The following is a 12,080-nucleotide window of genomic DNA, read 5'->3' as shown; positions in this document are numbered from 1 at the left end:
TAGTTGATTAGTTGAGTTTTGCAGTTCTTTTTCTAAAGCTTGCAAAATAAACACCTAGCAAAACCAAAACCATGATTGCTATTGCAGGTGCTGGAACTTCATTTGCAGAGGCTCCTGAAATTGACCGACTTCCTTGCGTAAATTCATAGATACCTTCGACATCAGTAAAGTCTTTAGTAACAGCGTTGTCGAACAAGCCATTGCCAAAAGATACAAATGAAACAGTATCAATATTTCTGGTATTGGTAAGGGAAAGGTTTACGTTCCAAACGTCAGTGTTATCAAATCCTGCATAGATAAAGCCATCGTTACGGAAACCATGCCAAAGATAACTTCGTGAGTATAGAGAGCTAAGCGTACCCCTTTCATCTGGGTCATCCGTAAAAATGATACTGCCTGACTCATCTAAAAAATCAATACTTATATCACCGCCTTTTTTTGATTCAGCAGAACTGAAAAGACCAAAAATCGCGAATTCATTATTCACCTCTGCACCAAAAAGTACAGTCCCGCCGACTTTTTCTAATCCAGTATTTGATGAGTAAATATTAGCAGTGTCATAGTCATAAAAGTCGTAAAAGGAAGTGTATCCATTTTTTTCTAAATCTAACACTTCCATTAGCTGACCATTGATACGCATGAAACTTGCGTTCGCTGCCGTGCTTGCGAATAGTAAAACTGCTATTACCAATGCAATAACGCTTGGTGTTTTCATTGCGTACTTCATAACCACAACTCCATTTATTAAAAACTTACTTTACAACTACGACCGGAATTAAAGCTTTTTTCTTCCAAACAAAAAGCCTAACCCCATTATTAATAACCCTGCCATCACAGGTTGAGAGACAAGGTTTGCACTAACTTGATTAGCAACTACGAATGTACCGTCTGGTCTCATGATGTCGCTATAATCAGTGCTTATTAAATGACCATCTTCAAATGATGCATATCTCACACCGCTAAGAGTTGAATTGCTGAAAATTGAAGTAAACATCCAATCAACATCTGCTAATCCAGACCAAATATAACCATCATTTCTGTCAGCTGCCCAACGGAATGAAATACCGCTACCAGAAACAGTTTCATCAGGGTCATCTAAAAACAAAAGACTTCCAGCAGTACCAGAAAGATTGGCAAATACACTACCATTGCTACCATATGGACTACTAAATGTAGTGAAAACTGCATATTGGTTACTTAGTTCCGCTACAAAAATTAATGCTTCGTCAGTTAATTCAATGCCGATGTTTGATGACCAACGATTTGCGTTGTCATAATCATAGAAGTCTTCAAAGCTTGAGACGCCAAGGGTGTCAAGATCTACAGCTTTTACTGCGTTGCCATTGATGGTTAATAAACCAGCATTGGCAATAGTGGTTACGAGAATACTAGTTGTTACGAATAGAGCTTTAATTAATTTCACGGAGATAAAATCCTTTTGTTACGGCTTGCTCGCATCTTAGAGATTGTACAGTTTTTATGCAAGCGATTTATATCGTATATTCTTAAATGTTCTAAATAAATGTTATATTTGCATATATTTGATTTCTAAAGGTTAAAATAATGTTAATGAGGCATCAAAAAACATCAAATTACATTAAAAAATCGTTCCTTCCACCCAAACACTGCTGTCTTTTTGAAGCCCAGGAAATGCAATTTTCAATTTTGGATTATAAAATTGATTGTCGGCAATTAAACTAACGCCTCCTGGGGCAACAAATAAGCCTCCACTTTTTATATTGCTATAGGATCTTCCTCTTGAATCACCTAACATTAAGAAGGTGTTATTAAAAATATAGCTAGGTCCCCACATATTCGGGGCTATACTTATCCCGCAAAATCCATATTCCAGCTTATTATTATAAAAAGCCACATTACTTTGACCGCCATCTAATTCGATCAAATCATCATTTGAATATGCTAAATAATTATTGTGGATGACGGAATCTCGAATAAACCCGCCATGGCGTCGACCATTCATTTTACTTTCAATAACATCGTTAAAGCGGTTATTGTCAGAACCATAAAATTGGTTAAAGCGAATAATGTATTGACCTTGTTTTTGTTTATTAGGATGGTCTGCACTTATTTGTAGGGCGCTGGCACCGCGTGGGTGGCCGAACTTCCAACTATTCGCAGAATGGTTGGGCGAAGTGATCTTACAATGTTCAATTACCACCTGACCACTTTGATTAAGAAATATGCCGGCATCGCGGTTGACTGCTGACGTATCTGATGCAGCCGCATATCCTATCCCATTGCGATGTTCAACTATGTTACGTCCAAAATTTCGAATATCACAACTATCTATCCAAATATTAGAGGCTTTATGGGCATAAATGCCGAATCGTTTAGCATAATCAATTTTAATATTGGTTAAATACACATATTCCAAATTACCAAGATTGATAGCAAAATCACTGTTCTTATCTCCCGTTATGGTAACGCCTGTGCCGTCAATTTGGGTCCATCCGTTTTTCGTTATTTCTTTTTCTAAATCAAGTACGTCAAGGCTACCGCCTTTATATAGGTCTTTTAAATAGATGATTTTTTCAATACGGGGTTTATTCGCTCGCGTTTTAAAAGAATATTTCTCTTTCTTGAGGAGTTCAGATTCTATTACTACTTCGTATTCTGTTGCTGGATTCAGATCAAAGGCACTTCCTGACATAGTACCGTATATAGGCTCCCAATGAAGTTTTACTTGTTGATAGCGAACTTTTTTATCTTTAGGTTTAATCTTTACATTAACCAGTTGATTGGCCTGAGTGTTTACTGTGATGCTTGCAGAATTAATAAGCGGAGTGATTCTAACTGTCTCAAGCGTTTCTATTGGAAATGACATTTTTTGTTTATATGAAGCACCAATTTGCCTTAATGCTTTTTTTATATCGCTTCTCGATAAAACATTATCCTTCATCAATTGATAGGCGAGCCATGGTTGATCCAATGGAAGTAAAGCAGATATCAGCGCAAATGTCTGAATTTTTTCATCAGTGCTGGTTTTTGATTTAATATTGGCTAACATCTGCGGCCGAGTCAGAGCCTTATTTGCAACGAGATCATTTAAATCGTCTTTGTTATTGTTTAAAAATTTTTTCGCTTTGTATTTTAAATGGCTTACTTGACTTAATGACGTGTGTGGTGGGGAAGAAGAGACAGTAGATAATTGCTTGAGTTGTTCACCAGGTTGTAATGTGTTGCTATATTTTTTCTCTTCAAACACACTGGTACAAGAAAGTACCAGTGTTAATAACAAGAATAAGAGGAAGTTTCTTATTTGCCACAAGTGTAGCTTACTCCGTACGCCCATACCGATCAGAGAAGCGTACAATATCGTCTTCTCCAAGGTAAGAGCCAGATTGAACTTCGATCAGTTCTAGCGGGATTTTACCTGGATTTTCTAGTGCATGAACTTCACCAATCGGAATATAAACCGATTCGTTTTCAGTCACTAATTGGGTGTCTTCACCTATAGTAACACTGGCAGTGCCACTTACTACAATCCAGTGTTCAGCTCTATGATGGTGCATTTGCACCGAAAGCTTCTCTCCAGGTTTCACTGTGATGCGTTTTACCTGATAACGTCTACCATTGTCTATGCTATCGTAGCTACCCCAAGGTCGGAATACTTCACGGTGGAATTCAAACTCCGGACGTTTCTCTGCTTTAAGTTGAGAAACCACGGTTTTGATGTCTTGCACTTTATTGCGATTGGCGACCATGACTGCATCTTTGGTTTCAACAACCACAACATCATCAAGACCAATAACGCTAATTAAACGCTCTTCAGCATTGATATAACTGTTATGCACGCCGTTGACTATGACGTCACCAACACACACATTACCATCTGCGTCTTTCTTGTTGGTATCCCATAAAGAGCTCCAGCTGCCAACATCATTCCAGCCTGCATCTAAAGGCACCATACAAGCATGAGAGGTTTTTTCCATTACCGCATAGTCAATGGATTCGTCTGGGCACGCAGCAAATGCTTCAGCATTTAGGCGAATAAAATCAAGATCTGTGGTGGTATCTTTGCAAGCTTTTTCGCAAGCTTCATATATGTCAGGGCGATATGTTTTTAGTTCTTGCAAATAGATATTAGCTTTAAACATAAACATGCCGCTATTCCAGTAATAGTCACCACTATCAATATAGGTTTGTGCTGTTGATTGGTCGGGTTTTTCAACAAAACTGTCGACCTGATAACTACTAGCAATACTTTCGCCGGCCTTAATGTAGCCATAACCCGTATGGGCTTCTGTCGGCACAATACCAAAGGTAACTAGCTTGTCTTGCAAGGCGAGCTTTTCAGCTTCGTCAATGGCAGTTGCAAATGCGCTATTGTCAGAAATTAAATGATCAGCAGCTAGTACCAATAAAATTTGCTCAGGGTTTTGTTTAGCCATTAACATAGCCGCAATGGCTATGGCTGGGGCAGTGTTTCGACCCACTGGCTCTAACAAGACATTACCGCTTTGACTGCTGATTTGGCGTAATTGTTCGGCCGCTAGAAAACGATGGTCTTCATTACAAATCACCATAGCATCGCTCACTTTATCGGAAGGTAAACGAAGAATAGTATCTTGTAACATAGTGTTTTCTGACGTGAGCTTTAAAAATTGTTTTGGCAAAGCAGCGCGAGATTTTGGCCATAGTCTGCTTCCAGTGCCTCCGGCAAGTACAACAGGTTTTATCATTTTTCCTTTTCCCTTATAGGTTTTGCTCAGTATAACAAACTCAATTGCAAAAAGAAGCGTAAGGCTGGGCTATACGTTTGCATCTTGCGATAAGTTATTTGCTTGGTATTCTTTTACCCAACGCACAAATTCTTTGGCTGGTACAGGACGATTTATATAATAACCTTGTCCCCAATGACAGCCCCAAGATTTTAGTAATGTTAAAGATTCGACATCTTCGATACCTTCAGCCACCACTTCCAATTCGAATTTACTCGCTAATTCTATTACAGTTTGGCAAATTGCTTGGTCACCCGTTTCTTTCGCCAAGTTACGCACAAAGCAACGATCGATTTTCAATAGGTCGATAGGTAACTGGGTTAAATATGAAAGGGAACTGTAACCTGTCCCAAAATCGTCTACCGCAATTTTAAATCCGGCATCACGTAAGATTTGTATGCGTTCAATGGCTTTTTGGGGTTCTTTCACAATAACACTTTCAGTTAGTTCAAATGAGATAGCTTCACAATCTAACTGACTTTCATCTAACAGTTGCTGAATGTAGGGCACAAATTCGTTGTCCATAACATCTTCAGGGGAGATGTTTACCGCAACATTTATGTCGATACCGTGGGCTTTGAATGCCAACACATCTCTCACTGCGCGTTTAAGTACCCACTTGGTAACAACGCTAACGAATCCTGCTTGCTCTGCTATACCAATAAATTCATCTGGCGCAACAAAACCTAAGGCGGGGTTATTCCAGCGGATTAATGCTTCAGCTTGATGAATACTGTTATTGATCAGATCCAGTTTAGGCTGGTAGACCAAGGCTAACTCTTCAGAATCTTCAAACAAGGCTTTTTTCAGGTTTGAGATAATAGACAAACGCCGCAAATATTTACGTTCAATAGAATCGTCAAAGGATAAAAATAGTTTTCGTGAAATTTGCGCTTCGTCAATAATAATATTGAGTCGTTTAAACAGATCTTCTGGATTTGTAGTCGAGGTTTGACAATCAACAATACCCACAGCTGTTTTTAGGGGCACTTTAAATTCTTTATAATTAACCGGTACATCAAAGGTGCGCTTGATTGCAATGAGTTCATCTTGGGTTTTTACTGTATCAGGAAGCCAAAGGATTTCACCACCCGTTAATCGAGCGGTTTCGCCACCTAATTTTTTGACGCGATTTGCAAGCTCTTGTAGACATAGATCGCCGCAGTGATAACCAAACACGTCGTTGATGCCTCTAAAACCAAAAATATTGATACCAATGGCTTGAAAATATCGAATACCAAGGTATTTTTCTTTTAAAAGTTCTTTTACATAAGTGCGCGTGTGCAAGCCTGTTAAGGGATCGGTTTGTGCGGTTTGTACTATTTCTCTTTCGCGTTCTTGCACACTATTTTGCATTGCATTAAAAGCGTGGATCATCTTTTCCAATTCAATAGAGCAGGTATCCATGGAAATAGGCTGAGAGTATTCGCCTTTAGATATCTGACTGGCGTGTTCAGCGACGACTTCTATTGGCTTGGTTATATCTTTTGATAATAGTCTTCCGGCAATAAGGGCTACCCCAACAGCAGATAAAGCAATTAGCGAGATAGTAAGTTGTAGTTTTAAAAAGTCTTGGGTGACGGTTTCAGCATTTAATGAAAGATAAATCGTGTTAATAATGGGGTTTTGAAATTCGGAAATATCATAATTTTTTGAAAAGTAATGTTGTTTGCTCCAAAGGGGGGCTAGTTTCCAGGCGAAGCCAGAATCATCATCTATTAAGCTATTTTTCAGCGACATATGACTTACTTTATCTGCCGGCAAGGTGCTTAACACATAGTTTGATTCTAGCCCGGTAATAAAGGAAACTTCTGCGTTAATAAGTGCTTTTATACCCTCAACAAATCGTTTGTTAACCACATAAGTTATGATAATTAATTTGGCATCATCCAAAGATTTTGTAGGCACATAAAGGGTGTAATACAGTTGACTACCAATCTGTCGAATTTCTGCGGTGACGCCAGTTTCTCTTGCTAAAAGCGCCATTTTTGAAAGTTGTTCTTGGGGAATAGAAAAAATCAGACTATCGGTAGAACTTTGGATTTTATCGTTCTCATCTAAAAGCGTAAGCATATTGGCTTTAAGAAAAGATTTTGCGGACTCCATGGCCTCTGAAATTTCAGTTTCATTGCCATTAGTGAGTGCGTTTATAAATTTGGGATTATTCGACAAATTATGCACATTTAGCATAAGTTTATCTTTTTGCTTGTCGATTTGCCGCATCATAGTGGCATGCGCCAGATCAAGGCGAGAATTTAGCGTGTTGTGAATATTCTCAACATTGTTATTCCAAACCGCCATCAGCAAGATCGCCGACGTTGTCACCATAGTGATCACAAGCAGTCTGAAAATACGATTGTTAAGAGTATTTTTTATCATTCAAATCATACTAAATGCTAAGTCTACACCGTATATCGGTTCTGCTAGCAAATTCTTTATTTGATTACTTGCTTAAAATCCTGGTTTTGAGTTTATTTTTTCTCGTATCTTGCCGATAAAAAACAAACCCATCTCACTTTAACTTTGAGGTTATTGATGAAAGGTATAGTGTTTACCGAATTCGCCGAACTAGTGGAGGGAACTTTTGGCGAAGATATGATGGATACATTAATAGAAAATACCAATCCACCTTCTGAAGGTGCGTATACGGCTGTTGGCTCTTATGACTTTGAAGAACTAGCGGCTATGGTGACAGAATTGTCGAGATTGACCAATATAGAAGCGTCAAAACTTCTTTATGTGTTTGGTGAGCATTTAGCCAAAACATTTACTTCCAAATTTGCCCAATTTTTTGTTGAAGCAGGTTCTGCAACTAAATTCTTAAAGCATGTTGACGACCATGTGCATGTGGAAGTGAAAAAGCTTTACCCAGATGCAGAAACACCTGCATTTGATTTTCGAGAAGATCCTCAGACCGGTATAGTGACTATGGTGTATGAATCTCGCCGCCCTTTGGCAGATGTTGCACACGGTTTGATCGTCGGAGTATGTAGCTATTACGACGAGCAATTTAATATCAGCCGAGAAGACTGGTATGTTGAAGATGTTTATTGCTGTCGGTTTACGTTAGAAGCTGCATAATGAATGACGAAATCGAAAAACTAAAACGCAGAGTCGCCCGCGAAAAATCAGCGCGACAAGAATCAGAACGACTGCTAGAAGAAATTAGTGCTCAGTTATATGAGAAGAATTTAGAACTTTATTCTTTGAGCGAGAGTTTGGAAAAGCTAGTGGCTCAAAGAACCGCTCAGATGCAAAAGGCAAGAGACGAGGCTCTAAGTGCGTTAAGAGTACGCTCAGATTTTATTGCGAATATGAGCCATGAACTACGAACACCTATGAACGGTGTTTTAGGCGTGCTGACCTTACTAAAAGATACCGCCTTGAATGATGACCAAAATGAATTGGTGCAGGTGGCCGAATCTTCAGGCAAGCACCTACTTGAAGTCATCAATGATATTCTTGATTTCTCTAAAATCGAAGCTGATAAAATCAGTTTGGAAATGTCCAGTTTTGCTATCCGGCCTTATTTAGAAAACCTAGTTAGCGGCTTCAAGCTGCAAGCAAAACAAAAGGGCATAGAGTTAAATCTGCTCATAGATGATGATGTGGAAACCATTATGGAGTCAGACTCCTTAAGAGTGACCCAAATCATTACTAATTTATTGTCTAATGCGATTAAGTTTACTAACGAAGGCGGCGTAGAGCTTCACTTTTCACGTCTCAGTAATGGTCTTTATCAAATCATGGTCAGTGATTCTGGCATAGGCATTAGCCAGGATAAACTGATGTCAGTATTCTCAGCTTTTGAACAAGCCGATACTAGTATTACACGCCAATTCGGTGGCACTGGTTTGGGCATGAATATTACCAAACGCTTGGTGGAACTTTTTGGTGGCAAGATTCATGTAGAGAGCGAACTGAATAAAGGCACACAATTTTTTGTGACCCTACCCATGAAGGTCATTGAAGACAGCGATGCAGTAGCCGCGATGTCAGAGAAGATTCAAGACAGTTTGCAATCAGATGCGCATGTACTCTTGGTAGAAGATAATCATGTCAATCAAATGATAGCGCAACGCCTATTGCAAGGATTTGGATTTAAAGTGACCCTTGCCGAAAACGGTGAGCAAGCGCTGGCTGAACTCAATAAAGAAGCTGATTTCGACATGATTTTTATGGATCTTCAAATGCCAGTGATGGGCGGAATAGAAGCCACCCAACAAATAAGACAACAACAACTTATAGAGCCGCATATTCCAATTATTGCTATGACCGCACATAGTTCGCCTGAGCATGTGAAAGAGTGTATTGAAGCGGGTATGCAATCCCATATTTCTAAACCTATTGATAAACAAAACCTGATAACTGTTATCAAAGAGCATTTAGAAATTAAGCAGCAAGTAGAACATCAAGAAAAGCTGGATTTACCCGAAATTCAAGGGGTCGATATTGCTAATGCAATTCAACGAATTAATGGTGACTGGAATTTATATCAGCGTCTGGTTGAGCATTTCTTGCAAGAACACAGCGACACTTTTGAAAGATTTAGTAGCCTCAAAAGTGATGTTTTGGTAATCGAAGAATTAGAAAAGTTAGAAGCAATTTTTCATCGTTTGAAAGGTAGTGGCGCTAATTTAGGTATGGTGGCATTAGCAGATTTGGCCGCGGATTTGGAAGCTAAAATTCGATTATTTAAAAGCTTGGATGCATCTAAGCTTGCAGCCCTGTCTAGGGAGTATTTTAAGTTAAAAGAAGCTTTCGATACTGTTATTCGAAAGGATAACCAAGAATCTCAGGATAATCTCAGAGAAGTGTCAACTGCCGACATTAGAGCTAACCTGCAAACCATTAAAGAAGAAGTTTACAAAGATTTATCGTTGGCTGAAGGACATTTAATTTCGTTACTGCAATGCAAAATGCCAGAAGCCACTTTGGCATCAGTTCAAAAAGCTAGCCAAGCCTTGCAGACATTTGATTTAGCAAATGTTGATAAAGCTATCAACCAAGCCCTTGTTACATTGGAATAAAACTATGCAAAAACATCGAATTTTACTCGTTGATGATTCTCCTAATGAATTACGCATTATGATGGAAGTATTGAAACATGATTACGCCATCGTTGTAGCGACTAATGGCGCACAAGCCATTGATATGGTGAAAGACGATAAAGAAATAGAATTAGTCATGCTTGACGTTAATATGCCTGAAATGGATGGATATCAAGTGTGTGAGCAAATATTGGCAATAGCACCTAAAATGCCAGTGCTATTTGTATCGGGTAATGATTCTAATGAAGAAATTCTCAAAGGTTTCGATGTGGGTGGTTTGGATTATCTGACCAAGCCCATTGATAACCATTTAATGTATCGCAAAGTAAAACTCATCTTAAATGAGCGCGCGCACTTACATGAGTTAGAAGCGGAAAACAAATCTAACTCTGACATGGTAATGTCAGTCATTACTAGTACTGGCTATTTAGGAACTGTACTAGGCTTCTTGCGATCAGGGCTTAAAATCAAAACCCATGAGGGTTTGCTTGAAGCACTTTTTGATGTTTTTCATTCGCTCAATATGGAAGCTTGTTTACAACTGAGAGCACCGAAAAAGATCATCAATCGTTCCACAACCGGCAGTTTAACGCCTTTAGAGCTGGATTTACTCGACCGCGCGGCTACGATGTCCTCTCGATTTCTAGAAAAGGGTACTCGCTATATAGTTAACTTTGGTACTGTTTCAATCATTGTAAAAAACATGCCCTTGGATAATGACGTTTTGCGCGGTGAAATGCGTGACAATTTAATGATGATCTTAGAAGATACTGATGCTTTAAATAAAAATCTTTCCGCGTCTTTAGCCTATCCAGTTGCTGCTATTTCACCATCTGCCGGCGGGCAAAAAGAGGAATTGACGGATATTGCCAGTACCCTAGATATGCTGGCTAAGATGCATGAAAAACACAAGCAAGCCATAATGAATGTGATAGAAAATATGCAGTCAGAGTTTGAAGATAGTTTTTCCCAATTAGGTCTAATGGAACATCAAGAAGAAGTCTTAATGGAAATTGTCAATAAAAAGACCAGCGCTTTTACAAAACAGGTCGAAAAAAGCTTAGAAGTAGAAGACGGTTTTTTTGCCATTCAACAACAGCTTAAGAAGTTGGTGAGTAGCAATTAATAGAATTTTACAAATGACTTTGCGCAAAAGGCTTGTGATCGCGTCGAGGGATGACTACATTGAAGTTATAGTGGTTTAAATACGCTCATTGGGTAAAGGAATATGAAAAAGTCATACATGGTTGCAGTTGGGTTGGTGATTGTGTTTACATTGTGGATGCTATCTGGCTTATTAACACAAGACACCGAACTCAACGCTGATTCAGCCAAAGATGACCAAGCTTTTTCAGTTGAAGTTAAACAATTAAAGGCACAATCAACGCCTATTTATTTGGTGGTTCAGGGGCAATCGGTACCCAACCGTACTATCGATATTCGTGCCCAAACCGAGGGTGTAATAACACAGATTGACGTAATTGAGGGCACTTTGGTGGAAAAAGGCGCTCAACTACTTAAACTGGATTTAGAAGATAGACAGGCCCAACTAGAGCAAGCGCAAAGTGCCTTAAGCGTCAGTCAAAAAAACCTCCAACGTATTTCTAAATTAGCAACAAAACAATATCAAAGCGATAACGAATTAGAGCAAGCTAAGGCCGATGTAAAAACTGCCGAAGCTAACATTGCGCGCATTCAATTAGATATCAAACACACCACACCTGAGTTGCCTATTACCGCTTTTATTGAACGTTTACATGTTGAGCAAGGTGATTTTCTGCGTGTCGGCGATTCAATTGCCAGTATTATTGAAACAGATCCCTTGGTGATAGAAGCTCAAGTTGCGCAGCAGCAAATCAATCATATCGAACTTGGCACCTCTGCAGAAGTGATGTTAGGCACAGGTAATAAAACCACTGCTCAAGTACGTTTCATTTCGCCTAAAGCAAATGAAGAGTCGCGCACATTTTTAGTGGAATTGGCAGTTGAAAATCCAAACCATCAATTAAAATCCGGCACCAGCGCTAGGGTGAAGTTTTTACTGAGGCAACAATTAGCACATTATGTGTCAGCTGCGCTTTTTTCCTTGAGCAGTGAAGGAGAGATTGGCATAAAAACCGTCAATGCAGCCAACCAAGTGGTGTTTAACCAAGTCGACATTGTGCAATCGGATGAGAAGGGCAGTTGGGTACTAGGTTTACCAGAAACCGCTAGGGTTATTGTTACCGGTCAGGGCTTTGTGCAAGCAGGCGCTACCGTAAATGTCGTTGAAACAGGCGACAACTGA

At 39.3% G+C, this 12,080-nt stretch carries 9 protein-coding genes; 4 read left to right on the top strand and 5 right to left on the bottom strand.

Features of this window, described 5'->3' with window-relative positions; all coding sequences use genetic code 11:
* Nucleotides 1-7 precede the first annotated feature (7 nt).
* The 5 genes from ACNKW3_RS08140 to ACNKW3_RS08120 form a co-directional block, all read right to left on the bottom strand.
* Complete coding sequence (locus tag ACNKW3_RS08140) at nt 8-727, bottom strand: hypothetical protein (RefSeq protein WP_427398788.1); 720 nt, start codon at nt 725-727, stop codon at nt 8-10.
* Nucleotides 728-775: 48 nt separating this feature from the next.
* Nucleotides 776-1,423, bottom strand: coding sequence for a hypothetical protein (locus ACNKW3_RS08135; RefSeq protein ID WP_427398787.1), 648 nt, complete (start codon nt 1,421-1,423; stop codon nt 776-778).
* A gap of 174 nt (nt 1,424-1,597) precedes the next feature.
* Nucleotides 1,598-3,289 (bottom strand): right-handed parallel beta-helix repeat-containing protein, encoded by a 1,692-nt coding sequence (locus tag ACNKW3_RS08130; protein WP_427398786.1) that lies wholly within the window; start codon nt 3,287-3,289, stop codon nt 1,598-1,600.
* Nucleotides 3,290-3,296: 7 nt separating this feature from the next.
* Complete coding sequence (locus tag ACNKW3_RS08125) at nt 3,297-4,700, bottom strand: mannose-1-phosphate guanylyltransferase/mannose-6-phosphate isomerase (protein ID WP_427398895.1); 1,404 nt, start codon at nt 4,698-4,700, stop codon at nt 3,297-3,299.
* Between the two features lie 72 nt (nt 4,701-4,772).
* Nucleotides 4,773-7,121 (bottom strand): EAL domain-containing protein, encoded by a 2,349-nt coding sequence (locus tag ACNKW3_RS08120; RefSeq protein ID WP_427398785.1) that lies wholly within the window; start codon nt 7,119-7,121, stop codon nt 4,773-4,775.
* A 156-nt stretch (nt 7,122-7,277) separates the two neighbouring features.
* Here ACNKW3_RS08120 and ACNKW3_RS08115 point away from each other — a divergent pair, with 156 nt between their 5' ends.
* The 4 genes from ACNKW3_RS08115 to ACNKW3_RS08100 all read left to right on the top strand — a co-directional run bounded on the left by ACNKW3_RS08115 (nt 7,278) and on the right by ACNKW3_RS08100 (nt 12,080).
* Nucleotides 7,278-7,823 carry a heme NO-binding domain-containing protein gene (locus ACNKW3_RS08115; RefSeq protein ID WP_427398784.1) on the top strand — a complete coding sequence of 182 codons (546 nt, stop codon included), beginning with the start codon at nt 7,278-7,280 and terminating at the stop codon, nt 7,821-7,823.
* Nucleotides 7,823-9,772, top strand: a complete 1,950-nt coding sequence (locus tag ACNKW3_RS08110) for a response regulator (protein ID WP_427398783.1) — start codon at nt 7,823-7,825, stop codon at nt 9,770-9,772. The genes ACNKW3_RS08115 and ACNKW3_RS08110 overlap by 1 nt, the downstream gene beginning before the upstream one ends.
* Before the next feature lie 4 nt (nt 9,773-9,776).
* Nucleotides 9,777-10,919: a response regulator gene (locus ACNKW3_RS08105; RefSeq protein WP_427398782.1), complete on the top strand. Its 1,143-nt coding sequence runs from the start codon at nt 9,777-9,779 to the stop codon at nt 10,917-10,919.
* A gap of 102 nt (nt 10,920-11,021) precedes the next feature.
* The gene (locus ACNKW3_RS08100) at nt 11,022-12,080 is read left to right on the top strand and encodes an efflux RND transporter periplasmic adaptor subunit (protein WP_427398781.1); all 1,059 of its coding nucleotides are present in this window, start codon (nt 11,022-11,024) and stop codon (nt 12,078-12,080) included.

Source organism: Glaciecola sp. 1036, assembly GCF_050306235.1.
GTDB lineage: Bacteria > Pseudomonadota > Gammaproteobacteria > Enterobacterales > Alteromonadaceae > Glaciecola.
This window is presented reverse-complemented; position numbering and strand designations above follow the sequence as displayed.